This is a genomic window from Streptomyces sp. NPDC001549 (assembly GCF_042894025.1).
Lineage (GTDB): Bacteria > Actinomycetota > Actinomycetes > Streptomycetales > Streptomycetaceae > Streptomyces > Streptomyces kutzneri.
Map to the genome: position 1 here is coordinate 52,311 of NZ_JBIAVJ010000028.1, position 24,986 is coordinate 77,296.

Consider the following 24,986-nt stretch of genomic DNA (forward strand, 5'->3'; position numbering starts at 1 on the left):
GCGGGGGACGCTGCCGGGGCCGGTCTCGTACGGGGGCTGTCCCGGGAGGACTAGTAGGACGAGCCGCCCGCGCCCAGCGAGCCGGTGGGGTGCCAGACGGTCTTCGTCTCCAGGAACGCCGTCATGCGCGACGTGCCCGGGTCGGCGCTCCAGTCGTCCACAGGCTGTGGACGCAGGACGCGCTTGAGGTTGTCGGCCGCCGCGATCTCCAGCTCCTTGGCCAGCGCCGTATCGGCTCCGGCGAGGTCGATCGCGTTGACGTCCTGGTGGGACGCCAGGTGCGGGCCCATCTCGCCGGCCTTGCCGGACAGGATGTTGACCACGCCGCCGGGCAGGTCGGAGGTGGCGAGCACCTCGCCCAGGGAGAGGGCCGGCAGCGGGGACTTCTCGCTGGCGATGACGACGGCGGTGTTGCCCGTCGCGATCACCGGGGCGATCACCGAGACCAGGCCCAGGAAGGACGAGTCCTGCGGGGCGACGACCGTGACGACACCGGTCGGCTCCGGGGTGGAGAGGTTGAAGAACGGGCCCGCGACCGGGTTGGCCCCGCCCACGATCTGGCCGATCTTGTCGGTCCAGCCCGCGTACCAGACCCAGCGGTCGATGGCCGCGTCGACGACCGCGCCGGCCTTCGACTTGGACAGGCCCTCGGCCTCGCCGACCTCGCGGACGAACTGCTCGCGGCGGCCCTCCAGCATCTCGGCGATGCGGTAGAGGATCTGGCCGCGGTTGTACGCGGTCGCGCCGGACCAGCCGCCGAAGGCCTTGCGGGCCGCGACGACGGCGTCACGCGCGTCCTTGCGGGAGGACAGGGGGGCGTTGGCCAGCCACTTGCCCTTGGAGTCGCTCACCTCGTACACCCGGCCGCTCTCGGAACGCGGGAACTTCCCGCCCACGTACAGCTTGTAGGTCTTGAAGACGCTCAGCCGCGTCGAAGACTCAGACATCGAGGTAGCCCTCCAGGCCGTGGCGGCCGCCCTCGCGGCCGAAGCCCGACTCCTTGTAGCCGCCGAAGGGCGAGGTCGGGTCGAACTTGTTGAACGTGTTGGCCCAGACGACTCCGGCGCGGAGCTGGTTCGCGACCGCGAGGATGCGCGAGCCCTTCTCCGTCCAGATGCCGGCGGACAGGCCGTACTGGCTGTTGTTGGCCTTGGCGACGGCCTCGTCCGGCGTACGGAAGGTCAGCACGGACAGCACCGGGCCGAAGATCTCGTCGCGGGCGACGGTGTGCGCCTGGGTGACGTTCGTGAAGAGCGTCGGGGCGAACCAGTAGCCGGAGGACGGCAGCTCGCACGCCGGGGACCAGCGCTCGGCGCCCTCGGCCTCGCCGGTCTCCGCGAGTGCGGTGATCCGGGCGAGCTGCTCGGCGGAGTTGATCGCGCCGATGTCGGTGTTCTTGTCGAGCGGGTCGCCCAGGCGCAGCGTGGAAAGGCGGCGCTTGAGGGAGTCCAGCAGCTCGTCGTGGATCGACTCCTGGACCAGCAGGCGGGAGCCCGCGCAGCAGACCTGGCCCTGGTTGAAGAAGATGCCGTTGACGATGCCCTCGACGGCCTGGTCGATGGGGGCGTCGTCGAAGACGATGTTGGCGCCCTTGCCGCCCAGCTCCAGGGTGACCTTCTTGTCGGTGCCGGCGACGTGGCGGGCGATCTTCTTGCCCACGGCGGTCGAGCCGGTGAAGGCGACCTTGTTGACGTCCGGGTGCTCGACGAGGGCCGCGCCCGCGTCGCCGTATCCGGTGAGGATGTTGACGACGCCCTTGGGCAGGCCCGCCTGGCGGCAGATGTCCGCGAAGAACAGCGCGGAGAGGGGGGTCGTCTCGGCGGGCTTCAGCACGACGGTGTTGCCGGTGGCGAGCGCCGGGGCGATCTTCCAGGCCAGCATCAGCAGCGGGAAGTTCCACGGGATGACCTGGCCGGCCACGCCGAGCGGGCGCGGGTTCGGCCCGTAGCCCGCGTGGTCGAGCTTGTCGGCCCAGCCCGCGTAGTAGAAGAAGTGCGCGGCGACCAGCGGGAGGTCCGCGTCGCGGGTCTCCTTGATCGGCTTGCCGTTGTCCAGGGTCTCCAGGACGGCGAGCTCGCGGCTGCGCTCCTGGATGATCCGGGCGATGCGGAAGAGGTACTTGGCGCGCTCGGAGCCCGGCAGCGCGGACCAGGAGGCGAAGGCCTTGCGGGCGGCCTTGACGGCGCGGTCCACGTCGGCGGCGCCCGCCTGGGCGACCTCGGCGAGGACCTCCTCGCTGCTCGGCGAGACGGTCTTGAAGACCTTGCCGTCGGCGGCGTCGGTGAACTCACCGTCGATGAAGAGCCCGTAGGAGGGGGCGATGTCGACGACCGAGCGGGACTCGGGAGCCGGTGCGTACTCGAATGCAGATGCCATGGTGATCAGTCCACCGTCACGTAGTCGGGACCGGAGTAACGGCCGGTGCTCAGCTTCTGGCGCTGCATCAACAGGTCGTTGAGCAGGCTGGAGGCGCCGAAGCGGAACCAGTGGTTGCTCAGCCAGTCCTCGCCCACGGTCTCGTTGACCAGGACCAGGAACTTGATCGCGTCCTTGGTGGTGCGGATGCCGCCGGCCGGCTTCACGCCGATCTGGATTCCAGTCTGCGCGCGGAAGTCGCGAACGGCTTCGAGCATGAGCAGGGTGTTCGCCGGAGTGGCGTTGACCCCGACCTTGCCGGTCGACGTCTTGATGAAGTCGGCGCCCGCGAGCATGCCGATCCAGGAGGCGCGGCGGATGTTGTCGTAGGTCGACAGCTCACCGGTCTCGAAGATGACCTTCAGGCGCGCGGCGCTGCCGTCCTCACGGACGCAGGCCGCCTTGATGACCTTGATCAGCTCGTACGTCTCCAGGTAGCGGCCGGCGAGGAAGGCGCCACGGTCGATGACCATGTCGATCTCGTCGGCGCCGGCGGCGACGGCGTCACGGGTGTCCGCGAGCTTGACGGGCAGGGCGGCGCGGCCGGCCGGGAAGGCGGTCGCGACGGAGGCGATCTTGACGTCGGCGCCGTTCAGCGCGGCCTTCGCCGTGGCCACCATGTCGGGGTAGACACAGACGGCGGCCGTCATCGGGGTCGTACGGTCGGTCGGATCGGGATTGACGGCCTTGGCGGAGAGCGCCCGGACCTTGCCCGGGGTGTCCGCGCCTTCCAGCGTCGTCAGGTCGATCATCGAGATGGCCAGGTCGATGGCGTACGCCTTGGCCGTCGTCTTGATCGAACGGGTGCCGAGGGAGGCCGCGCGGGCCTCCAGGCCGACAGTGTCGACGCCGGGCAGCCCGTGCAGGAAGCGGCGCAGCGCACTGTCGGACGTCGTCACGTCAGCGAATGCGGTGAGGGTGGTGGGCATGGTCACCAGATGAGCATATCTACGCGCGTAGCGACCTGTCACCCCCGCCCCCGGATCCGCTATGGAATCGACACCTCCACTCTCCGTTACAACCCCATGACAGGAGCGGGATCGTCCGCGCGAACAAGATCCGTAACTTTGTTCTCAGCAGCCCGCCAGACACTCACCCGGCTCTCACCGACCGAGAAAACCGCGGCATGCGACTCTCCTCCACCCTCCCAAGACAGCGCTTCCAGGAGTCGTTATGCGTACCGCCCTCCGTGCCTCCATCGCCACCGCCGTCCTCGCCGGTGCCCTCCTCGCCCCGGTCGCGGGCACCGCGTACGCGGCCGCCCCGCAGGCCGGCCCTGCCACGTCCGTCTCGGGCAACGACCGCGAAACGGGCACGCGGATCGACATCGCACCCGGGTTCGCCGCGGTGGTGCGGCACACCGCCGGCGGCCCGGAGGCCGAGATCCTGGCCCTCGGTTCGGGGGAGCCGGACACCTTCCCGACCCGCTCCCTCGGGGTGCTGACCCCGGGCGGGCCCTCCATCTCGGCCAACGGGCTGGAGCTGAAGCTGGTCAAGAGCGGCAAGGGCCACGTCCTCACCGCGGCCAAGGACGGCACGACCAAGTCCTACCCGCTGCCGCAGGCGGCGACGGGCCCGGCCGACTGCGTCTCCAAGGTCAAGCAGATCGACCTGGGCGCCGGACTGCTGGCCGACCTGACCATGTCCCCCAAGGGCCCCAAGGCCTACATGCACAGCGCCGACCCGAGCTCCACCTGGTCCCAGACCCTGACCCGGACCAGCCCCAAGGGCTCCGAGGCCTACTTCTCCCGCATCAACAACCCGAGCGGCGCGGGGCCCGTCTTCGAATGGAAGACCCAGGGCGGCCCGAACGTCCCCTCCGGCTTCGAGACCTTCCCCGCCCTCCCCAAGGGCTGCACCCCCGAGTACCCGGTCCACGACGACGAGTCCACCTCGTGCGTCTCCAAGGTCAAGCAGATCGACCTCGGTGCCGGACTGCTGGCCGACCTGACCATGTCCCCCAAGGGCCCCAAGGCCTACATGCACAGCGCCGACCCGAGCTCCACCTGGTCCCAGACCCTGACCCGGACCAACCCCAAGGGCTCCGAGGCCTACTTCTCCCGCATCAACAACCCGAGCGGCGCGGGGCCCGTCTTCGAATGGAAGACCCAGGGCGGCCCGAACGTCCCCTCCGGCTTCGAAGCCTTCCCCGCCCTCCCCAAGGGCTGCACCCCCGAGTACCCGGTCACGGAGGAGACCCCGGCCCCGAAGCCCGAGCCCTCCACCACGAAGCCGGTGACCGGCACGAACGTCTCCACCCAGACCACGGGCCAGACCACCGTCGTCCCCCGGGGATCCGTCGCCGCAGGCGCCGAGATCGCGTCCGAGGACACCGACAACGGCATCACCGTCGCCGCCGGCGCCGGCCTCCTCGCGGTCGTCGCCGCGCTCGGTTCGACCGTCCTGCGCCGTCGCCGCAGCCACAGCTGACGAACGGCCGCCCCGCGCGGCCCCCGCGTCACGACACCCCCTGGTGCTGTGACCGGCAGGGTTCACCGGGTCGCGACGCCCGGCACGGCACCTCGCCGCGTTGCCGGACCGCGCACGTACGTCCAGTACGAGTGCTTCCCCCAGGCCCTGCGGGCCTGGGGGAACCCCATGCACCGGACGCCGCAACCCGGCAGACCTCCCCGGCCACAGCACTGGGCGGGCCACCCTCGTGGTGGCCCGCCCGTCCCCGTTCAGGAGCCCCGCATGTCCCGCGCCGCCCTCCGCGCCACCGCGCTGCTCGCCCCGCTCGCCCTCGCCGCCCTGACCGGCTGCGGCGGCGCCCCCGCCGCGGGCCCGGTGCCGGATCCGCACGTCACCCCGGCGTCCGCCGCTCCGGCCGAGGCCCCGTCCGCGACCGCCGCTGCGATGCCCGCCTCCGCGCCCGTGCGCGTACGGATCCCCTCGGCCGGGGTGGACGCCTCCCCGGTGCTGGGGCTGGGACTGGCCGCCGACGGCACCGTCGAGGTGCCCTCGGTGGCCGACGCCGACAGGATCGGCTGGTACACCAAGGGCGTCACGCCCGGCCAGACCGGTCCCGCCGTGCTGATCGGCCACTTCGACACCGCGCGCGGCCCGGCCGTGCTCAAGGACGTCTCGCGCGTGCGCACCGGCGAGGAGATCACCGTCTCCCGGGCGGACGGCACCACCGCCGTCTTCCGCGTCCGGGAGCTGGAGCAGGTCGGGAAGGAGGAGTTCCCGACCGCCAAGGTGTACGGGGACACCGCCCGCCCCGAGCTGCGCGTCATCACCTGCGGCGGCGAGCTCACCGACGGCCACCGGCCCGACAACATCATCCTGTACGCCGATCTCGTGGGCTGAGATGGCGTGGGGCAGAATCGACCCCATGAGCAGCCAGCAGCCGACCGACGAGCCGGTGTACGCAGACCGGGTCTACCGATCCTCCATGGGCGTCGTCTCGGGGGTACTGCTGCTCGCGCTGACCGCCTGGCTCTGCGGCGACGCCGTGGTGCGGGGCTCCGGCAACACCCCGTGGATCGGACTGGCGGTGGCGCTGTGCGTCGTACCGCTGATCGTCGCGTTCACGATCCGCCCGGCCGTCTTCGCCAACGAGGACCGGATGCGCGTGCGGAACCCCTTCCGGATCATCGAGCTGCCCTGGGCGGCCGTGGACGCGGTGCGCGCCGGGTACTCGGCCGAGGTGCTGGCCGAGGGATCGAAGTACCAGCTCTGGTCCGTGCCGGTCTCGCTGCGGGAGCGGAAGAAGGCCAGCCGGCAGCAGATCCGCCGCAACGCGATCGACCGCCGCGACCCGGGCAGCTCGGGCGACCCCGGCGCGCGGTCCCGTACCTCCGCCGCCGCCTCCGAACCGATGCGGGCCAATGCCGACCGGATCGTCGACGAGCTTCAGGGACTGGCCGAGCTGAACGCCGCGCGGCCGGGCGCGCAGGGCAGTGTGCGCGTGCGCTGGTCGTACGAGATCATCGCGCCCGCCCTGGTCGGCGCACTCCTTCTGATCGTCCTCATCGCCACGCGCTGACCGGCCAGGACACCGGGGCCGACCCTGTCGGGTGCTCCCCGCCACACGCCCCTCCGGGCCGGAACCGGGGCTACCGGGTGATGCGTCCTCGCAGGTGTGCAGCGTCATGAGGCCGGCGAAAGCGCCGCCACCGCGATCCACCTCCGTCTCCGACTCCTGGCCGGGGTCCTGCTCGCCGCCCATTTCGTGGTGGTCGGCTGGCTGACTCTGCGGCCGCTGGACGTGCCCTGGGCCGCGGCGGCCAATCTGAGCCCGCTGGAAGGGATCGCGGCGGACCTGGCCCTCGGGCCGCTGGAGGCCGCCCGGCAGATCGGCGAGGGACTCGCGCTGCTGGCCCCGCTCGGAGTGCTGGTCCCGTTGATCAGCGGACGGCTCGCGCCGTCGGCCCTGTCCGCGTGGTCCTCGCTGGCCCGGACGGCCGCCGCGGGCGCGCTGGTCTCGGTGTGCATCGAGATGCTGCAGACCGCGGTTCCGGGGCAGGTCGTGGACGTGGACTCGGTGCTGCTGAACACCGTCGGTGTGGTGCTCGCGCACGTGGCCGTCGTACCGGCGCTGCGGGCCCGGCTGAGGCGCTCACACACCGTTTATCAGGGGGATACCCCGAAGATTTCCAGGGTCGGGCTCGGCCCCTGGACCGACGTTCTGTCGGCGGTCCAGCGGGAGTATTGAGCTATCGCAGAAAGCGATACCGACGAAGGAGAATCTCATGAGCGCCCTGGTCCGCCCCCGTGACGGCCGCTGGATCGGCGGAGTCTGCGCCGGACTGGCGCGGCGTTTCGGAATTTCGACGAACGCGATGCGCGCCATTTTCGTGGTCTCGTGTCTGCTGCCCGGACCGCAGTTCCTGATCTACATAGCGCTCTGGGTCCTGCTGCCGAACGAGAAGTCCGCTTCGGCCGCCTGGTAGTCCGGCGGCCGACGGGCCGTCCGATCAGCCCGTCAGCCGGCCCGCTGGACCTTCTGGATCTTCTCCAGCTGCTTGTCGGCCACTTCCTGCGGCACCTGCGCCTTCTGCTGGGCCGCCGTCGCCACATTGAGGGCCGTCAGCCGCACGACGGTGTCGCCCTCGCGTACGAGGACCAGGTGGACCTGCGCCGAGACGCCCTGGGCGGCGGCGGTCATGGTCCAGCTGACGCTCTCGTCGCCGCCCGTGCGGTAGTCGGCGGGGCGCACCTCGCGGTAGGCACCGGTCTGCTTCCCGACCGTGGCCGAGAAGCCCGTACCGCAGGCGGCGACGGCGGCCTTCAGCCGGGCGATCAGCGCCTTGGCGTCGCTCTCGGCGTAGGAGCTGACGGAGGCGGAGACGGCCAGCCCGACCTGCTTCTGGGAGCCGACGCCGCGGCTGATGGTCTCGCGCGCGGACGGGTCCGGCTTGTCGCCCATGACGTCGGCCAGCGGCTGGCAGGCCTTCTTGTCGGCCTGCGGCTGGCCGTCCGGGGCGTTGGGATTCTTGCCCTGGGCGGAGACCTGGTAGCCGGGCAGGTCTCCCTGTGCCAGCGCGGACCGCTCAAGCCTGCTGCCACCGGTCTTCGGCGCGGCCGATCCCGCCGCCGCCGCGGCGGACGGCGCCGGGGCTCCGGGCGCGGCGGCGGCGCTGCCCGCGGAGCCCTTGGGATCGGGGGCCTTGCCCGTCGTGGGGGTGTTCGTAGTGCTGCACCCCACCGCCGCGAACAGCAGGGTGGGGACCAGCGCGACCATCGTCGCTCGTGCCTTCATGCGCATGACCGAGAACCTCGTACCCAAGACGTCGGCGGGCAGTTGGTGGCGATCGTGGCACACGGCGCGGCGGGACACATGCCCGATCGAGGAGCATGCACCCACCGCACACGCGTACGAATCCACGGCAGGGGCAGCGTCAGCCGCCGAGGCCGTTCAGGGCACCGGTGAGCGGGGTCAGGGCTCCGGTGATCTGGGTGGTGGGGTCGCTCGACTGCTGGGCCCCGCCGCCCACCTGCTGCTGGCTGGTGACGCCCTGGAGCGCGCCCGCGGCAGAGCCCAGCGCGTCGGTGAGGCCGACCGCCGGGACGGCGGCGGAGGCGGTACCGGCGGCGACCGCGGCGAAGGCGGCACCGAGAACGGCGGTACCGAGGGTCTTGGCAGCTGACTTCTTCATGAAAAGTTGTCCTTGCGACGGGGAATTGAGCGGCTCCGCAAACTAGTCACTTCAAACCCCCGTCCGCAAACATCCTTAAATACGAGAAAGCGCCCGGGAATTATCCCTCCCGGGCGCTTCCGCTATGTCATGCCATGGCCTAGGCCGAGACAGAACGGCTGGTGGAAGCGGTCTGCTGGAACAGCCACTCCGACTTCAGCTCCGCATAGCCGGGCTTGATCACTTCATTGATCATGGCCAGTCGTTCATCGAAAGGAATGAACGCGGACTTCATCGCATTGACGGTGAACCACTGCATGTCGTCGAGGGTGTAGCCGAAGGTGTCGACCAGGTGCTCGAACTCGCGGCTCATGCTGGTGCCGCTCATCAGGCGGTTGTCCGTGTTGACCGTGAGCCTGAAGTGCAGCTTCCGCAGCAGACCGATCGGGTGCTCGGCGTACGAGGCGGCCGCGGCGGTCTGCAGGTTCGAGGTCGGGCACATCTCCAGGGGGATGCGCTTGTCCCGGACGTACGAGGCCAGGCGGCCCAGGGTCACGGAACCGTCCTCGGCGACCTCGATGTCGTCGATGATCTTCACGCCGTGACCGAGGCGGTCGGCGCCGCACCACTGCAGGGCCTGCCAGATCGACGGCAGGCCGAAGGCCTCGCCCGCGTGGATGGTGAAGTGGTTGTTCTCGCGCTTGAGGTACTCGAAGGCGTCGAGGTGGCGGGTGGGAGGGAACCCCGCCTCGGCGCCGGCGATGTCGAAGCCGACCACGCCGTTGTCGCGGTAGCGGTTCGCCAGCTCGGCGATCTCCAGCGCGCGGGCGGCGTGGCGCATCGCGGTCAGCAGGGCGCCGACGCGGATGCGGTGGCCGTTGGCCTTCGCGCGGCGCTCGCCCTCGCGGAAGCCGTCGTTCACGGCCTCGACGACCTCTTCGAGGGAAAGGCCGGCTTCCAGGTGCTGCTCGGGCGCGTAGCGGATCTCGGCGTACACGACGCCGTCCTCGGCCAGGTCCTCGGCGCACTCGGCGGCGACCCGGAAGAGGGCGGCCTTCGTCTGCATGACCGCGCAGGTGTGCGCGAAGGTCTCCAGGTAGCGAGGCAGGGAGCCGGAGTCGGCGGCCTCGCGGAACCAGATGCCGAGCTTGTCGGCGTCGGTCTCGGGAAGGTTCTCGTAGCCGACCTCGCGGGCCAGCTCGATGATGGTCCCGGGGCGCAGTCCACCGTCGAGGTGATCGTGCAGCAGCACCTTCGGGGAACGACGGATCTGATCCGGGGTCGGCAGGTTGGGGGTCTCGCTCGTCATCTGCGCACTCTACTCCTACGCGCGTAGAGCGGAATGTCCCCGGCAGGCGTCGATATGTAACAGAGACCGCGCGGACGGATGGCGTACACCTGAAGGTCTGAGACTGTTCCGCCATGGCACAGCATGCGCCGCCGGCGCGCGGGGCCCGCCTGGGGCGGGCGGCCGGCGCGAGAACCGGCTCGGGTTCGACGGAAAGTGCGGTCCACGGGGTGGTGCTCCTGCTTCCGGGGGCCTCCAGATTCTCGCCGGGTCCCCTGCGTCCGCTCGCGCGGGCGCTGGCCCGGGCGGGCGGGGCGGAGGGGCTGGTCACGCACATGGTCATCCACGGCGGGGACTCCGCCCGGGAGGAGCAGGCGGGGTGGGCCGCGGACGAGGTGGTGCGGCGGTACGGGGACGTGCCGGTGTGCCTGGCCGGCTATGACGCGGGAGGCCTGGCCGCGCTGCGGGCGGCGGGGCACGCGGCCGTCAACTCGGTCGTGGTGATCGCCCCTTGCTTAGAGGCGGCGGCCCGGGCCGACTCCCCTGAACCGGTGAAACAGCTGTCGGGACGGCAGGTGCTGATCGTGCACGGCACCAACGACGCGCGCAGCGACCCGGAGGCCTCCTTCCGGCTGGCGGCGCGCGCGAAGAAGGCGAATCGTTCGACCTGCCGCTTCGAGGTGCATTCGGACGGGCACGGGCTGCGCGAGCACCAGCCGGAAGTGGTGGCGCTGGCCGTGGACTTCATCCTGGGCGCGGTCTCCTCGGGGCGGTACTCGCGGCCGGTGACCGACGCCCTGGCCGCGCCCCCGCCGCTGGGCCTGCGGATGCCGCTGGCCTCGGGCTTCGGGAGGTCGCTGAGGCGGTGATCCACGGGCCTGGCGCGTACCGTGAGGAGTGGACTCGGGGTGCTTGCTTCTCTCCCGGAGGCTGACCGGCCATGGGCGAACTGGTGAACAAGAACTTCGACAAGCCGGACGAAACGCGACCGTTCGCGGCCGGTACGGGCCACTTGGACCTGATCGACACCGCGAGCGGGGGTGTGGGACGCGCCGTCTTCGAGCCGGGCTGGCGCTGGTCCCTGCACATCAAGCCGATCGTGGGCACGGAGAGCTGCCAGGCCCACCACACGGGGTACGTGGTGAGCGGCCGCATGAAGATCGTCATGGACGAAGGGGAAAGCGCCGAGATCGGCCCGGGCGACTTCATCCACATCACGCCCGGGCACGACGCCTGGGTTCTGGGTGACGATCCCTGCGTCGTGCTGGACTGGACCGGCTACGCCGACTACGCGAAGCCGGCCGCCGACTGACGGCTTCGGGGCCACGTTTCGGGGTCGCGCCAGTCCGTCCGTACCCGCCGCTCCGCCCCCTCACGGTCGGATGGCACCGATGGATCTGGCGCGACCACCACGGCGGGCCGCGGGCTCAGCAGGACACGGGCCCCCGTCCTCGCCTGGGTGTCCGCTGCCGCATACCGCGCTTCCCCCTCACGCCGTGCTGCCACTGTGCCGCTTCGGCATATGCCGATGGCGGCCGTCCAGGCGTCGTCTTGCCGCCTTGCGGGAACACGAGGGGTTTATAAAGGGGCATAACTCGGGACGCATACGCATATGCCTGCCGAGGAATCCGGGCCGGCCGGAGCGGCCGGGGAGCTGAGCCCCGCCGCCCGGCGCCTGTACGCGTACGCCGTCGAGCGGCACGCCTTCGACCTGTGCGAGGCCACCGGGGCCCTGGGCGTACGCGCGGCGGCCGCGATCACCGAGCTGGCCGCCGCGCACCTGCTGCAGCGGGCCCCGGGCGACGACCCGGACCGCTGGAGCGCGGTGGCCCCCCGGGCCGCGGCGGCCCGGGCCCTGGCCCCGCTGGCCCTGCTCGTACGGGAGACCCACGACGAGATGGACCGGCTGCGCGGGCGGCTGGAGGCGCTGGTGCCGGCGTACGAGGCGGGCACCGCGCACCGGGACCTCGGCGGATCGGGCCGGCTGGAGCTGGTCACGGACCTCGGGGCGGTGCGGGGGCTGATCACGGAGCTGGTCGCGGCGTGCGAGCGGGAGCTGCTGACCTCGCAGCCGGGCGGGGGCCGCCCGCTGGAGACGCTGGAGGAGTCGATCGGTCGGGACGAGTCGCTGCTGACGCGCGGGGTCCGGATGCGCACGATCTACCAGCACACGGCACGCTACTCACGGCCCACGGCGGCGTACGTCGAGCGGGTGACGGCACTGGGCGCCCAGGTACGGACCCTGGGCGACGGGCTGATGCGGATGCTGATCTTCGACGACCACACGGGCCTGATGGCGGTGCCGGACCGCAGCGGGGCGGCGCTGGTGGTGCGGGAGCCGAGTGTCGTGCACTTCATGACGGCGGCCTTCGAGCGCTCCTGGGTGGGCGCGGAGCCCTTCCCCACGTCGGTGAGCCCGGAGGCGGCCCGGTCGCTCTCGGACGAGCTGCGGCAGACGATCGTCCGGCTGCTGTCGGAGGGGCTGGAGGACAAGGTGATCGCGCGCCGGCTGGGTATGTCGGAGCGGACCTGTCAGCGCCACATCGCCGAGATCATGCGCGCGGTGGGCGCCAAGTCCCGTTTCCAGGCGGGCTACTTGCTGTCCCCGGCCCCGTCCCGGCCGCCCGTGCCTTAGCGCCCGGGCCGGGCCCCCTGCCTCACGGGCCTCCAGCCCCACCCGGGCCAATTCCAGCCCCGCCAGGGCACATCCAGCCCCGCCTGGGCACATCCCAGCCTCGCCGGGGCACATCCCAGCCTCGCTGGCGTTTGAGGCGCGGGGTCTGGGGCGGAGCCCCGGGAAACCCGGCTCCGCCGGGCACCGGGCTCTGCCCGGACCCGCGCCTCGAACGCCGGCGAGGCTGAAGTCGGCTCGGCGAAGCCGGATGTGGCCCGGGCGGGGCGGAATCGGCCGGACCACACGGGATTGGCCCGGGGCCGGGCGGAATTGGCCGGGCCGGGCGGAATCGGCCGGGGCGGGGGTGGCCCGGCTAGGGCAGGGGTTCCAGTTCGGGGATCAGGCGGCCGCGGCGGGAGAGCAGGAAGCGCTTGAACTCCGCCACCGGCGGGGTGTCGGGGTGGCCGTCGAGCCAGGCGAGGCCGATCTCGCGGACGGCCCGCGGGGCGGTGACCGTCAGCTCGACCACGCCGGGGCGGGCCACGGCCGGGGGCGGCAGGAGGGCCACGCCGAGGCCGGCGGCGACCAGGCCGCGCAGGGTCTCGGCCTCCTCGCCCTCGAAGGCGATCTTCGGGGTGAACCCGGCCTCCGCGCACAGGTCGTCGGTGATGCGGCGCATGCCGTAGCCGGGCTCCAGGGTGACGAAGGTTTCCTCGGCGGCCTCGGCGAGGCGGATGCGCTTGCGGGTCGCGAGCCGGTGGTCGTCCGGGACCACCAGCCGCAGCCGCTGCTCGTCGAGGCGCCGGGCGACCAGGCCGGGGGCGTCCGGCAGCGGGGAGGTCAGGCACAGGTCGAGTTCGCCGGCCCGGAGCTTCTCCAGCATGGCCTCGCCGTAGTTCTGGACGAGGGAGAAGCGGATGCGCGGGTGGTCGGCGCGGAAGGCACGGATGAGACCGGGTACGGTCTCGGACCCGAGGGTGTGCAGGAAGCCGAAGGCCACCTTGCCGGCCGCCGGATCGGCGTCCTGCTGTACGGATTCGGCGGCGCGGCCGATCTCCGTGAGGGCCTGCTCGGCCGAGGCCAGGAAGGTGCGGCCGGCCGTGGTGAGGGCGACCGTACGGCCCTTGCGGGCGAACAGCGTGACGCCCAGGTCCTGTTCGAGCCGGACCATGGCGCGGGACAGGGTGGACTGCGGGACGCCCAGCTCGTGGGCGGCGCGGGTGACGTGCTCGTGGCGGGCGACGGCGACGAAATAGGCCAGTCGCGGCGCGAGCAATGTTGTCACGGCCATGTCTTCTACGTAACGGTTCATCGACATCCACGCCTCTGAGCTGGGTTGATGCATCAGTGGATCGATTATCGCGATTCCGTGCATTGGACGCATGAAAATGACAGGCCTACCGTCGAAGCATGCCTCCCGTTCATACCGGGGCACCCGTCATCCCGGGTGCCTCCACCCCGTCGTCCCCCGCACCGCAGCCCCTCTCCCCCGGCCGCCCCGGCTACCGCCGGATGAGCCTCGCGCTCTTCGCCGCCGGACTCGCGACGTTCGCCCTCCTCTACTCCACCCAGGCGCTGCTGCCCGCGATCTCCGCCGGCTTCGGAGTGACGGCGGGCCAGGCCAGCTGGACGGTGTCCGCGGCCACCGGCGCGCTCGCACTGTTCGTCCTCCCGCTGAGCGCGCTGTCCGAGCGGTTCGGCCGCACCCGGATGATGACGTACTCGATGGTGATCGCCGTCGGCGTCGGCGTGCTGGTGCCGTTCGCGCCGAACGTGGAGTGGCTGGTGGCGCTGCGCGCCGTCCAGGGCGCGGCGATCGCCGGGATCCCGGCCTCCGCGATGGCGTACCTGGCGGAGGAGGTCAAGCCGAAGGCCCTGGTGGCCGCGATCGGCCTGTTCGTGGCGGGGAACTCCATCGGCGGTATGAGCGGCCGTCTCGTCACCGGCTGGGCCGCGCAGCTGTGGGGCTGGCGGGCGGGCCTGCTGGCCGTCGCCCTGATGGCGCTGGCGTGCGCCGTGGCCTTCCTGGTGCTGCTGCCCCGGGCGCGGTTCTTCCGCCCGGCGTCGCTGAACCCGCGCGCGGTGGGCCGTACCGTCGCAGGGCACCTGCGCGATCCGCTGCTGCTGCGCCTGTACGGGATCGGCGCGCTGTTCATGACGGTCTTCGGCGCGGTCTACACCGTGATCGGCTACCGCCTGATGGACGAGCCGTTCTCGCTCGGGCAGGGCGTGGTCGGGTCTATCTTCCTGATCTACCTGGTCGGCACGGTCTCCTCGGCCGCCGCCGGCAAGCTGGTGGCCCGCACCGGACGGCGCGGCGCGCTGTACCTGGCCGTGACGACCACGGCGCTCGGGCTGCTGCTGTCGCTGTCCGACTCCCTGGCGGTGATCGTGCTCGGGCTGGTCCTGATCACCGCGGGCTTCTTCGCGGGGCACGCGGTGGCCTCGGCCGCGGTGAGCCGGACGGCGAAGACCGGCCGGGCGCAGGCCTCCGCGCTCTACCAGTCGGCGTACTACCTCGGCTCCAGCGCGGGCGGCACCCTGGGCGCCCTGGCCTACCACGGGGCCGGATGGGCGGCCACGGTCGGCATCGCGCTGCTGGCGGTGCTCGGCGTCGTGTCGATCACCCTGTACGGGACCCACGCGGCGCGCGCGGAGCGGCGGATGCCGGCGTCGGCCGTGGGCGCGCGCTGACGAAATCTACGCTCCCGCCGTAGGCAACCCCTGCTTGTTTTCCGGGCATTCAACACGGAGAACGATGCTGTGCGAGCAGGGGAGGACCGGATGGGTACGAGGATCGGGGTGCGGGCGGCCGTGCTGGGCGGGGCGGTCGCGCTGGCGCTGCCGGTGGTGGTCACGGGAGGCGGGGCGGCGCAGGCCGCCGCCTCCTGCAACCTCACCACCGGGCCGTACCAGCGGCAGGTCGAGCAGTTCCTCGGCCGGCCGGTGGACGGGAAGCAGTCGGCGGCCGACTGCACGGCGATCCGGTCCTTCCAGGCGAGCCACGGGATCACCCCGACCCAGGGCTACTCCGGGCCGCTGACCTGGCAGACGATGAGCACGATGCTGGCCCAGCGGGCGGCCGGCAGCACCCCGGACAAGGCGGGTGACTGCCCGGTGAACCGGGGGCGGATCGCCTGCGTCGACCTGACGCGGCAGCTCAGCTGGATCCAGGACGGCGCCACCCTGAAGTACGGGCCCGTCCCGGTCCGCACCGGCAAGGACGGCACGGAGACGCGAACCGGGCTGAAGAAGATCTACTACCGCAACATCGACCACTGGTCGACGCTCTACAACGTCTCGATGCCGTACGCGCAGTTCTTCGACGGCGGCATCGCCTTCCACTCGACCACCAAGAGCATGTGGAACCCGCCCGGTTCGGGCGGCTGCGTGAACATGCGCTCCGCGGACGCCAAGGCGTACTGGAACCTGCTGGGACAGGGCGAGGACGTCTACGTGTACGGGCGCAAGCCCGGCACCTAGGCCGGCGCGGGCGCGGATGAGGGCGCGGGCGCGGCGCCCAGGTGGTCCAACCGCCGCAGGGCGGAGCGGCGTTGGACGAGGGAAAGGCCCGCCACCCCGGCCCCGAGGGCCAGCCAGCCGGCCGGGCCGGCCGCCATCACCGCGCCAGTGAGCAGCAGCGGGCCCGCGGACTTCTGGACGGACTGGGCCATGCCGGCCACTCCGAGGTACGAGGCGCGCGCCTCCTGGGGTGCGAGGGAGACCGCCAGTTCCCAGGAGCTCACCGAGCGCATCAGCTCCGCCGCGGTGGCCAGCACGGCCGCGGCGAGCAGGACCACCGAGGCGGCCCAGGCCCCGCCCGCGGGGGCGGTGGCCAGGAAGAGGCAGCAGGCGAGCGTCGTCACCCCGTACAGGCCGACCGCGCCCGCCGCCTGGCGGGCGTCCCGGACCCGCGCCGACACCCGTAGCTGCAGGGCGACGACGAGCACGGTGTTGATGACCAGGAAGGCCGGGATCAGGGCGTGCGGGGCCGCGGTGTGGCCGACGAGCCACAGCGGCACGCCGACGCCGAGGATCGAGTCGTCCAGGTTCATCGGGATGTCCAGCAGGACGAACCGCAGGTAGCCGCGGTCCCGCCAGGGGCTGGGCCCGGCCACCGGAGCGCCTTCCTCCGCCTCGGGCCGTGCGACCACGAGCCCGCAGCCGTGCGGTTCCCGGGTGCGCCACACGAGGGCCGCGGCCACGAGGAACGACAGGGCGTTGGCCAGGATCAGCACCTGGTAGGCACCCCGGGTGCCGACGGCGAGGCCGATGGCGGCGAGGCCCGCGCCGAGGGCGTATCCGGCGTTCGCCGAACTGCGCGACAGCGCCTGGTAGGTGGAGCGGCGCTCGCCCGCGACCCGGGTGGCGAAGAGCATCTCCAGCGTCTTGGCCGCCCGGTCTCCCAGGTGGGTGACGGCGAACAGGAGCAGCAGCAGGCCGAAGTCGGTGACCACCAGCAGCACGCAGAGGGCTCCGAGGCGGATGAGGTGGCAGCCGATCAGCAGGGTGCGCACCTGGAAGCGGTCGGCGAGGTGGCCCGCCAGCGGCGATCCGGCGATGCCCGCCACCCCGGCCGCGCCCAGCAGCAGGCCCAGCCGCCCGGCGTCGAGGCCGACGACGAAGGTGAAGTAGAGGACGGAGGACGCGGCCCACACGCCGGTACCCGCTCGGTCCAGCACCTGGGTGAGCAGCATGATCCGCGCATCCCGGCCGCCGGGCGGCCGGCGCAGTTGCGCCAGCAGACCGCCGTCCCCCTGCCGTGCCGTCCGGATCTGCCTGCCGCGCCGCATCCCAGTCTCCCGTATCGACCGCGTCCGCCGTCATGTATCTCGATGTCGAGATACATGACGGAAGCCTGCCGGATATTAATCTTGACGTCAAGATACTTGATGGCGACATATATGGGCGCTCAGCGCTTCCGGCTGCCGTTGTCAGACCCCTCCGGTAGGTTCCGAAGGAGCGGAACGACCAGGGGGATGAACGGACATGAGCGACCTCGCCACCGATGTGGACCTCGACACGGCGATGGACCGGTACCGCGTCGAGCTCACCGGCTACTGCTACCGCATGCTCGGCTCGTCCTTCGACGCCGAGGACGCGGTGCAGGACACGTACATCCGCGCCTGGCGCAGCTACGCCACGTTCGAGGGCCGCGCCTCGCTGCGGTCGTGGCTGTACCGGATCGCCACCAACGTCTGCCTGGACCTGCTGAACGCCGGGAACAGGCGGGCCCGCCCGATGGACCTGACCGCCCCGCAGCACCAGGCCTCCGCCGTGCTCAACGAGCGCCCCGAGGTCACCTGGCTGGAGCCGGTGCCGGACGGCCGGGTGCTGCCGCAGACCGCCGACCCGGCGGAGATGGCGCTGGCGAAGGAATCCGTCCGCCTGGCCTTCGTCGCGGCGCTCCAGCACCTGCCGGCGAAGCAGCGGGCGGTGCTCATCCTGCGCGAGGTGCTGGCCTGGAAGGCCGACGAGGTGGCCCAGCTCCTGGAGACCACGACGGCCTCGGTGAACAGCGCCCTCCAGCGGGCGCGGGCCACCCTGGCCGGGCAGTCGCTGCGCGACAGCGACCCGGCGGATCCGCTCGACGCGGACCAGGCGAAGCTGCTGGAGCGGTACCTCTCCGCCTTCGAGGCCTACGACATCGCGCGGCTCACCACCCTCCTCCACGAGGACGCGGTGCTCTCGATGCCGCCGTTCGACCTGTGGCTCCAGGGCCACGAGGACATCGCGGCCTGGCACCTGAACCAGGGCCTCGGCTGCAAGGGCTCCCGGCTCGTCCCGACGACGGCGAACGGCCTGCCCGCCTTCGGCCAGTACCGTCCGCGCGAGGACGGGCGGCCGGGGCACACCCCGTGGGCGCTCCAGGTGCTGGAGATCTCAGACGGCAAGATCGTCGGGCTCAACGCCTTCCTGGACACCGCGCGGTGGTTCCCGCTGTTCGGCCTCCCCGAGCAGCTCGACGAGGCCTACGAGGTCCAGTAGGGCCCGCAGGGCGGGCGCGGCCCCGGTCACCCGCAGCGGCCGCCCCCGGGCGGCCAGCCGCAGCCGCGCCAGCACCTCGACGTCGGCCAGCCCGGGTGCGGTCACCGCGGTGGCGTCGCAGACCACCGCGCCCGCCCCGCCGTCGTAGAGCCGGGCCAGCCGGGCGCACAGCAGCGCGGTGTCCTGCGGGGCGGCCGGTCCGGGGCCGGGCAGCACGAGTCGTCGGATCTCCACGAGAGGGTGACCGCCCGGCCCGCCGGAATTCATCGGTGCCGGGCGATCGCCTCAGGGGGTGGGGAAGACCGACGTGTCCGGCTTGAGGTCGAACGGCGCGGGCAGGTGGAAGGTCTCGCCGAACTTGCCGGCCTGGAGGACCCGGTAAACGGCGTTACCGGGCTCACCGTAGAGGGTGATGGTCGCGCCGCCAGGCGCGTGAGCGTCGATGAGCAGGTAAAGCGGGATGCCTGCCTGGGCGTACCCGGCGGCCTTGGCGATGCGGTCGTGCGAAGCGTTCGACTTGCAGCCCTCCGGCCCGTCCGTCTCCTCCCAGAGGCGGACGAGGTCGTCCCAGCCGTCGCCACCCGTGGGCTCGCGCTGGACGGTGAGTGCGCTTATGGCGTCCTCATGCTGTTGGCACCGGTCCCAGCATGACGAACGGGACCGGTGGGCGTCCACCGGTCCCGTTCAGCCTCACGAGTGAGTACAGGTCAGGCAATGCGGTCCAGGACGATCGGCGTGGCGGAGAAGGCCGTGCCCGCCGGGGCGATGTCGTACGTGCCCGCCAGGGAGGCCAGGGCGTAGTCGAACTTCTCCGGGGTGTCCGTGTGCAGGGTCATCAGCGGCTGGCCGGCCGTGACGGTGTCGCCCGGCTTCGCGTGGAGCTCGACGCCCGCGCCCGCCTGCACCGGGTCCTCCTTGCGCGCGCGGCCGGCGCCCAGGCGCCAGGCGGCGACGCCGACCCCGTACGCGTCCAGGCGGGTCAGGACGCCCGACTCGGAGGCGGTGACCACGTGCTGCTCGCGGGCCACCGGGAGGGTCGCGTCCGGGTCGCCGCCCTGGGCCGCGATCATCCGGCGCCAGTGGTCCATCGCGGAGCCGTCGGCCAGGGCCTTCGCCGGGTCGGCGTCCTTGATGCCCGCCGCGTCCAGCATCTCCTTGGCCAGCGCGATGGTCAGCTCGACGACGTCGGCGGGGCCGCCGCCCGCGAGGACCTCGACCGACTCGCGGACTTCGAGGGCGTTGCCGGCGGTCAGGCCGAGCGGGGTGGACATGTCCGTCAGGAGTGCGACGGTCTTGACGCCCGAGTCGGTGCCGAGGCCGACCATGGTGCGGGCCAGCTCGCGGGCGTCCTCGATGTTCTTCATGAAGGCGCCGGAGCCGACCTTGACGTCCAGGACGAGCGAGCCGGTGCCCTCGGCGATCTTCTTCGACATGATCGAGGAGGCGATCAGCGGGATGGCCTCGACCGTGCCGGTGACGTCGCGCAGCGCGTAGAGCTTCTTGTCCGCCGGGGCCAGGCCGTCGCCGGCCGCGCAGATGACCGCGCCGGTGGTGTCCAGGACGTGCAGCATCTCCTCGTTGGAGAGCAGCGCGCGCCAGCCGGGGATGGACTCCAGCTTGTCGAGGGTGCCGCCGGTGTGGCCGAGGCCGCGGCCGGACAGCTGGGGCACGGCCGCGCCGCACGCGGCGACGAGCGGGGCGAGCGGGAGGGTGATCTTGTCGCCGACGCCGCCCGTGGAGTGCTTGTCGGCGGTCGGGCGGGAGAGGGAATCGAAGTTCATGCGCTCGCCGGAGGCGATCATCGCCGCGGTCCAGCGGGCGATCTCGGTCCGGTTCATGCCGTTGAGCAGGATGGCCATCGCCAGCGCCGACATCTGCTCGTCGGCCACGACACCGCGGGTGTACGCGTCGATGACCCAGTCGATCTGCTCGGGGCTCAGTTCACCGCGGTCCCGCTTGGTCCGGATGACGGAGATGACGTCCATGAGGTGCTTCCTTCTACGCGCATAGAGAGGGGGAAATGAGGGGTTCAGGAACGGAAGTACGACGGCCCTCCGCCCCGGCAGGGGCGGAGGGCCGTCGGCACGGCTATCTCAGGTGATCGGGCCCGAAGGCCTGCGGCAGCATCGCCGCCAGCGGGAGAATCCCGTCCGGGGTCTCCACCAGCAGCTCGTCGCCGCCGAATTCGTAGAGCAGCTGGCGGCAGCGGCCGCACGGGACGAGGATCTCGCCCTTGCCGTCCACGCACGTGAAGTGCGTGAGGCGGCCGCCGCCGGTGGCCTGGAGGGAGGAGACCAGCCCGCACTCGGCGCACAGGCCCAGCCCGTAGCTGGCGTTCTCCACGTTGCAGCCGGTCACCACGCGGCCGTCGTCCACCAGGGCGGCAACCCCGACCGGGAAGCCCGAGTACGGGGCGTACGCCCGGGTCATCGCTTCCCGGGCGGACGTCCGCAGGGCTTCCCAGTCCACCGTCGGGTCCGAGGTCACTTACCCTCGCCCTTGCGGTAGCGCATGCCGTCGGCCTTGGGCATCCGCAGCCGCTGCGCGGAGAGCGACAGCACCAGCAGGGTCACGATGTACGGGGTGGCGCTGACGAACTCGACCGGGACGCTTTCCGTGCCGAGGTACCAGATGAACACGCCGACGCCGATGACGATGGCGATCGAGGAGGTGATCCAGCGCTTCTTGTACGCCTTCCAGGCCGCGATCGCGACGAGGACCGCGAACAGCAGCAGGAGCAGCGCGTGCACGGACTGGCCGCCGCTGCGCAGCTGCAGGGCGTCGGCGAAGCCGAACAGGCCGGCGCCCATCGCGAGACCGCCCGGCCGCCAGTTACCGAAGATCATCGCCGCGAGGCCGATGTAACCACGGCCACCGGTCTGGCCCTCGTTGTAGATGTGCGAGGTGACCAGCGACAGGTAGGCGCCGCCGAGACCGGCCAGACCGCCGGAGACGATCACCGCGATGTACTTGTACTTGTAGACGTTGACGCCCAGCGACTCGGCCGCGATCGGGTTCTCACCGCAGGAGCGCAGCCGCAGACCGAACGCCGTCTTCCACAGCACGAAGAACGTGCCGATGACGAGTGCCACGGCGACGATCGTCAGCAGCGAGAGGTTGGTGACCAGGCCGCCGAGGATGCCCGCGACGTCCGAGACGACGAACCAGTGGTGCCCCTCGATGTCGGCCAGCCAGTCGGACAGACCCGGCACGGTGATCGAGGTGATGCTGTCGGCCGGCGGCGACTGCTTGGGGCTGCCGCCCGCGGCCGCGGCCGCACCGGTGTTGAACCACAGCTTGGCGAAGTAGGTGGTGAAACCGACGGCCAGGATGTTGATCGCGATACCGGAGATGATGTGGTCGACGCCGAAGGTGACGGTGGCGACCGCGTGCAGCAGGCCACCGAACATGCCGCCCAGGATGCCGACGAGGACGCCGAGCCAGGGGCTGGTCTGCCAGCCGGCCCAGGCACCGAAGAAGGTGCCGAGGATCATCATGCCCTCAAGGCCGATGTTGACCACACCCGCGCGCTCGGCCCACAGACCGCCGAGACCGGCCATGCCGATCGGGACGGCCAGCGAGAGAGCCGCGCTGACCTGGCCCGCCGAGGTCAGGTCCTGCGCTCCCGTGATGGCGCGCACGGCGGAGAGCGCGACGAGCGCGCCCGCGATGATCAGCAGGATCACCGGGAGGGAGAGCCGGGTGCGGCCGCCCTTGCCACCGGCCGCCTTGGGGGCGGCGGGCGGCGGGGTGGAAGTCGCCGTGGCGGTCACGCCGACACCTCCGTCTGGTCGTTGGAACGGGCCTGGGCGGCGAGCTTCTCGCCGACCTGTCGCTGCTGGCGCTTGAGGCCGTAGCGGCGCACGAGTTCGTAGGCGATGACGACACAGAGGACGATGACGCCCTGCATGACGCCGACGATCTCCCGGTCGTAGTCCTGAAACTCCAGCTTCTGACCGCCGCGCTCCAGGAAGGCCCAGAGGATCGCGGCGAGCCCGATGCCGATCGGGTGGTTGCGGCCGAGCAGGGCGATGGCGATACCGGTGAAGCCGATGCCGACGGGGAAGTCGCCGCCGAACTCGTACGAGTCGTTGAGCAGCGTCGGCATGCCGATCAGACCGGCCATGGCGCCGGAGATCAGCATGGCGGTGATGACCATCTTCTTGACGTTGACACCGCTGGCGGCGGCGGCCGTGTCGGACTGGCCGACGGTGCGCAGGTCGAAGCCGAAGCGGGTGCGGGCCAGCGTGAACCAGTACGCGGCACCCGCGATCACTGCGACCACGACGAAGCCGTAGATCGGGGTCGGCGTGGTGGGGATCTCGAAGAAGTGCGAGGAGTCCGACAGCGGGGTCGTGGCGACCTTGGTGCCGGCCTCGTCCAGGTGGCCGAGGCGGCCAGGCTGGAGGAGGTAGCCGATGATCGCGGTCGCGATCATGTTCAGCATGATCGTGGAGACGACCTCGCTGACGCCCCGGGTGACCTTGAGGACACCGGCGATGCCGGCCCACATGGCGCCGACGATCATCGCGGTGAGGATGATCAGCGGGATCTGCACGATGCCCGGCAGGGTCAGCGCTCCGCCCACGGCGGCGGCGAGGAAGGCGGCGAGGCGGTACTGGCCGTCGACACCGATGTTGAACAGGTTCATGCGGAAGCCGACGGCTACCGCGATACCCGCCAGGTAGTACGTCGTCGCCTTGTTGATGATGTAGACCTGGCTGTCCGACTTCACGCCGTACTCGAACATGATCCCGAAGGCGCTGAACGGCTCCTTGCCGGTCGCGGCCAGGACCAGGGCGGTGATCAGGAAGGCGGCGACGACCGCGAGGAGCGGCGCCGCGATACCCAGGAGCAGCCGCTCCTTGTCGATCTTCTTCATCGGGCCTCGTCCTCCGGGCCGTCGGTGCCCTCAGGGCTCTCTTCGTGCTCAAGGTGTCCGGCGGCGGCGCCGGTCATGGCCGAGCCGAGCTCCTCCGGGGTGATGGTGGCCGGGTCGGCGTCCGCGACCAGTCGGCCGCGGTACATCACGCGCAGGGTGTCGGAGAGGCCGATCAGCTCGTCCAGGTCTGCGGAGATCAGCAGCACCGCCAGGCCTTCGCGGCGCGCCTCGCGGATCTGGTCCCAGATCTGCGCCTGCGCGCCGACGTCCACGCCCCGGGTGGGGTGCGCGGCGATCAGCAGCTTGGGGTTGTGGCTCATCTCCCGGCCGACGATCAGCTTCTGCTGGTTGCCGCCGGAGAGCGAGGCCGCGGTGACCTCGATGCCGGGCGTGCGGACGTCGTACTCGCGCACGATCCGCTCGGTGTCCTTGCGGGCGGCCTTCAGGTCGAGGATCGGGCCCCGGGAGTTCGGCTTCTCGGTGACGTGGCCGAGGATGCGGTTCTCCCAGAGGGGGGCCTCCAGGAGCAGACCGTGCCGGTGACGGTCCTCGGGGATGCAGCCGATGCCGTCCTCGCGACGCTTGCGGGTCGGCGCGGTGGAGATGTCCTTGCCGTCGAGGGTGACGACGCCGGTGTCCGGGTGGCGCATCCCCATGACCGCGTCCACGAGCTCGGACTGGCCGTTGCCCTCCACGCCGGCGATGCCCAGGACCTCGCCCTTGTGGATGGTGAAGGTGATGCCGTCAAGGACCGCGCGGACCACGCTGTCGGAGTCGACCGCGCTCAGCGACAGACCGTCGACCGTGAGCATCGGGACGTCCGTCACCGTCGACTCCCGGGTCTCCGGGGAGGGCAGCTCGGCGCCGACCATCAGCTCGGCGAGCTGCTTGGTCGTGATGTGCGCCGGGTCCGCCGTACCGACGGTCGTGCCGCGCCGGATGACGGTGATGTCGTCGGCGACCGACAGGACCTCACCCAGCTTGTGCGAGATGAAGATGACGGTGAGGCCCTCGGCCTTGAGCTCGCGGAGGTTGTCGAAGAGTGCGTCGACCTCCTGCGGGACCAGGACGGCGGTGGGCTCGTCGAGGATCAGCGTCCGGGCTCCGCGGAACAGGACCTTGAGGATCTCCACACGCTGCCTGTCGGCCACACCGAGGTCCTCGACGAGGACGTCCGGGCGGACGCCCAGTCCGTACGCGTCCGAGATCTCCTTGATCTTGGCGCGGGCCTTGTCGCCGATGCCGTACAGCTTCTCGGAGCCGAGGACGACGTTCTCGAGGACGGTGAGGTAGTCCGCGAGCATGAAGTGCTGGTGCACCATGCCGACGCCGCGGTCGATGGCGTCGCCGGGGTCGTTGAAGACCACCTGCTCGCCGTCGACCGTGATGGTCCCCTCGTCCGGCTTCTGCATGCCGTAGAGGATCTTCATCAGGGTCGACTTGCCCGCGCCGTTCTCGCCCACGAGGGCGTGCACGGTGCCGCGGCGCACGGTGATGTCGATGTCGTGGTTGGCCACGACTCCGGGGAAACGCTTGGTGATGCCGCGGAGTTCTACGGCGTTGGGACTGGAGGCTTTGATGGCGCACTCTCCAAGGACGGGAGCGTGGGAGGACGAGGCTGGGACGGGCTCGGACGAGGCGAGGAACGGGCGGGAACGCGGGCGCTGGTGGCGAAAGCTACCGTGCGACCAGACATGCTACGCGCGTAGCATTGGCAAA

Annotated in this window: 26 protein-coding genes; 11 read left to right on the forward strand and 15 right to left on the reverse strand. The window is 71.4% G+C overall.

The features are described from left to right. Positions 1 to 50: 50 nt before the first annotated feature. The 3 genes from ACFY04_RS34645 to deoC are packed head-to-tail and all read right to left on the reverse strand — an operon-like array spanning position 51 to position 3,344. A complete protein-coding gene (locus tag ACFY04_RS34645; protein WP_389123146.1) occupies positions 51 to 947 on the reverse strand; it encodes an aldehyde dehydrogenase family protein in 897 nt (298 codons plus the stop codon). Beyond that, a complete protein-coding gene (locus ACFY04_RS34650) occupies positions 940 to 2,376 on the reverse strand; it encodes an aldehyde dehydrogenase family protein (protein ID WP_030010884.1) in 1,437 nt (478 codons plus the stop codon). Before ACFY04_RS34650 ends, ACFY04_RS34645 begins: the two co-directional genes overlap by 8 nt. A gap of 5 nt (positions 2,377 to 2,381) precedes the next feature. Beyond that, a complete protein-coding gene (gene deoC / locus ACFY04_RS34655; protein WP_389123300.1) occupies positions 2,382 to 3,344 on the reverse strand; it encodes a deoxyribose-phosphate aldolase in 963 nt (320 codons plus the stop codon). Positions 3,345 to 3,588: 244 nt separating this feature from the next. Here deoC and ACFY04_RS34660 point away from each other — a divergent pair, with 244 nt between their 5' ends. From ACFY04_RS34660 to ACFY04_RS34680, 5 genes are all read left to right on the forward strand, one after another. Then, on the forward strand, positions 3,589 to 4,845 hold the full coding sequence (locus ACFY04_RS34660; RefSeq protein ID WP_389123148.1) for a hypothetical protein: 1,257 nt from the start codon (positions 3,589 to 3,591) through the stop codon (positions 4,843 to 4,845). A gap of 264 nt (positions 4,846 to 5,109) precedes the next feature. Beyond that, positions 5,110 to 5,724, forward strand: coding sequence for a class F sortase (locus ACFY04_RS34665; protein WP_389123151.1), 615 nt, complete (start codon positions 5,110 to 5,112; stop codon positions 5,722 to 5,724). Positions 5,725 to 5,749: 25 nt separating this feature from the next. Next, positions 5,750 to 6,403 carry a PH domain-containing protein gene (locus tag ACFY04_RS34670; RefSeq protein ID WP_389123153.1) on the forward strand — a complete coding sequence of 218 codons (654 nt, stop codon included), beginning with the start codon at positions 5,750 to 5,752 and terminating at the stop codon, positions 6,401 to 6,403. Between the two features lie 96 nt (positions 6,404 to 6,499). Next, complete coding sequence (locus tag ACFY04_RS34675; protein ID WP_389123156.1) at positions 6,500 to 7,072, forward strand: VanZ family protein; 573 nt, start codon at positions 6,500 to 6,502, stop codon at positions 7,070 to 7,072. A gap of 37 nt (positions 7,073 to 7,109) precedes the next feature. After that, on the forward strand, positions 7,110 to 7,310 hold the full coding sequence (locus tag ACFY04_RS34680; protein ID WP_030012491.1) for a PspC domain-containing protein: 201 nt from the start codon (positions 7,110 to 7,112) through the stop codon (positions 7,308 to 7,310). 32 nt (positions 7,311 to 7,342) lie between these two features. Here ACFY04_RS34680 and ACFY04_RS34685 read toward each other — a convergent pair whose 3' ends face one another. The 3 genes from ACFY04_RS34685 to ACFY04_RS34695 form a co-directional block, all read right to left on the reverse strand. Next, on the reverse strand, positions 7,343 to 8,125 hold the full coding sequence (locus ACFY04_RS34685; protein ID WP_389123158.1) for a hypothetical protein: 783 nt from the start codon (positions 8,123 to 8,125) through the stop codon (positions 7,343 to 7,345). A 133-nt stretch (positions 8,126 to 8,258) separates the two neighbouring features. Beyond that, positions 8,259 to 8,516, reverse strand: a complete 258-nt coding sequence (locus ACFY04_RS34690) for a hypothetical protein (protein WP_314254070.1) — start codon at positions 8,514 to 8,516, stop codon at positions 8,259 to 8,261. Positions 8,517 to 8,655: 139 nt separating this feature from the next. Then, positions 8,656 to 9,804 carry an adenosine deaminase gene (locus ACFY04_RS34695; RefSeq protein WP_389123161.1) on the reverse strand — a complete coding sequence of 383 codons (1,149 nt, stop codon included), beginning with the start codon at positions 9,802 to 9,804 and terminating at the stop codon, positions 8,656 to 8,658. A 113-nt stretch (positions 9,805 to 9,917) separates the two neighbouring features. On the opposite strand from ACFY04_RS34695, the gene ACFY04_RS34700 reads away from it, so the two are divergent. The 3 genes from ACFY04_RS34700 (at position 9,918) to ACFY04_RS34710 (ending at position 12,418) form a co-directional block, all read left to right on the forward strand. Continuing rightward, entirely contained in the window at positions 9,918 to 10,652 is a 735-nt protein-coding gene (locus tag ACFY04_RS34700) for an alpha/beta hydrolase (RefSeq protein WP_389123163.1), read from the forward strand. A 71-nt stretch (positions 10,653 to 10,723) separates the two neighbouring features. Further along, positions 10,724 to 11,095 (forward strand): cupin domain-containing protein, encoded by a 372-nt coding sequence (locus tag ACFY04_RS34705; protein WP_389123165.1) that lies wholly within the window; start codon positions 10,724 to 10,726, stop codon positions 11,093 to 11,095. A 300-nt stretch (positions 11,096 to 11,395) separates the two neighbouring features. Then, on the forward strand, positions 11,396 to 12,418 hold the full coding sequence (locus tag ACFY04_RS34710) for a LuxR C-terminal-related transcriptional regulator (protein WP_389123168.1): 1,023 nt from the start codon (positions 11,396 to 11,398) through the stop codon (positions 12,416 to 12,418). A gap of 352 nt (positions 12,419 to 12,770) precedes the next feature. Here ACFY04_RS34710 and ACFY04_RS34715 read toward each other — a convergent pair whose 3' ends face one another. Next, positions 12,771 to 13,745: a LysR family transcriptional regulator gene (locus tag ACFY04_RS34715; protein WP_389123301.1), complete on the reverse strand. Its 975-nt coding sequence runs from the start codon at positions 13,743 to 13,745 to the stop codon at positions 12,771 to 12,773. Between the two features lie 62 nt (positions 13,746 to 13,807). Here ACFY04_RS34715 and ACFY04_RS34720 point away from each other — a divergent pair, with 62 nt between their 5' ends. Next, positions 13,808 to 15,091: an MFS transporter gene (locus ACFY04_RS34720; RefSeq protein WP_389123169.1), complete on the forward strand. Its 1,284-nt coding sequence runs from the start codon at positions 13,808 to 13,810 to the stop codon at positions 15,089 to 15,091. Between the two features lie 90 nt (positions 15,092 to 15,181). Next, a complete protein-coding gene (locus ACFY04_RS34725) occupies positions 15,182 to 15,880 on the forward strand; it encodes a L,D-transpeptidase family protein (protein ID WP_389123171.1) in 699 nt (232 codons plus the stop codon). Here the strand turns inward: ACFY04_RS34725 and ACFY04_RS34730 are convergent. Continuing rightward, entirely contained in the window at positions 15,877 to 17,190 is a 1,314-nt protein-coding gene (locus ACFY04_RS34730) for an MFS transporter (protein ID WP_389123172.1), read from the reverse strand. The genes ACFY04_RS34725 and ACFY04_RS34730 overlap by 4 nt on opposite strands. 196 nt (positions 17,191 to 17,386) lie before the next feature. On the opposite strand from ACFY04_RS34730, the gene ACFY04_RS34735 reads away from it, so the two are divergent. After that, entirely contained in the window at positions 17,387 to 18,385 is a 999-nt protein-coding gene (locus ACFY04_RS34735) for a sigma-70 family RNA polymerase sigma factor (protein WP_389123174.1), read from the forward strand. On the opposite strand, the gene ACFY04_RS34740 is transcribed toward ACFY04_RS34735, so the two are convergent. From ACFY04_RS34740 to ACFY04_RS34770, 7 genes are all read right to left on the reverse strand, one after another. Continuing rightward, positions 18,281 to 18,619, reverse strand: a complete 339-nt coding sequence (locus ACFY04_RS34740; protein ID WP_389123177.1) for an STAS domain-containing protein — start codon at positions 18,617 to 18,619, stop codon at positions 18,281 to 18,283. The two genes, ACFY04_RS34735 and ACFY04_RS34740, sit on opposite strands and share 105 nt — an antisense overlap. Before the next feature lie 51 nt (positions 18,620 to 18,670). Continuing rightward, on the reverse strand, positions 18,671 to 19,060 hold the full coding sequence (locus ACFY04_RS34745; protein ID WP_389123178.1) for a hypothetical protein: 390 nt from the start codon (positions 19,058 to 19,060) through the stop codon (positions 18,671 to 18,673). 32 nt (positions 19,061 to 19,092) lie between these two features. After that, complete coding sequence (locus ACFY04_RS34750; protein ID WP_389123180.1) at positions 19,093 to 20,370, reverse strand: thymidine phosphorylase; 1,278 nt, start codon at positions 20,368 to 20,370, stop codon at positions 19,093 to 19,095. A 103-nt stretch (positions 20,371 to 20,473) separates the two neighbouring features. Beyond that, positions 20,474 to 20,872, reverse strand: a complete 399-nt coding sequence (locus ACFY04_RS34755; protein ID WP_389123183.1) for a cytidine deaminase — start codon at positions 20,870 to 20,872, stop codon at positions 20,474 to 20,476. Beyond that, positions 20,869 to 22,158 (reverse strand): ABC transporter permease, encoded by a 1,290-nt coding sequence (locus ACFY04_RS34760; protein WP_266380919.1) that lies wholly within the window; start codon positions 22,156 to 22,158, stop codon positions 20,869 to 20,871. Before ACFY04_RS34760 ends, ACFY04_RS34755 begins: the two co-directional genes overlap by 4 nt. Next, positions 22,155 to 23,267: an ABC transporter permease gene (locus ACFY04_RS34765; protein WP_389123184.1), complete on the reverse strand. Its 1,113-nt coding sequence runs from the start codon at positions 23,265 to 23,267 to the stop codon at positions 22,155 to 22,157. The genes ACFY04_RS34760 and ACFY04_RS34765 overlap by 4 nt, the downstream gene beginning before the upstream one ends. Further along, positions 23,264 to 24,847, reverse strand: coding sequence for an ABC transporter ATP-binding protein (locus ACFY04_RS34770; RefSeq protein ID WP_389123304.1), 1,584 nt, complete (start codon positions 24,845 to 24,847; stop codon positions 23,264 to 23,266). The genes ACFY04_RS34765 and ACFY04_RS34770 overlap by 4 nt, the downstream gene beginning before the upstream one ends. Between the last annotated feature and the right edge of the window lie 139 nt (positions 24,848 to 24,986).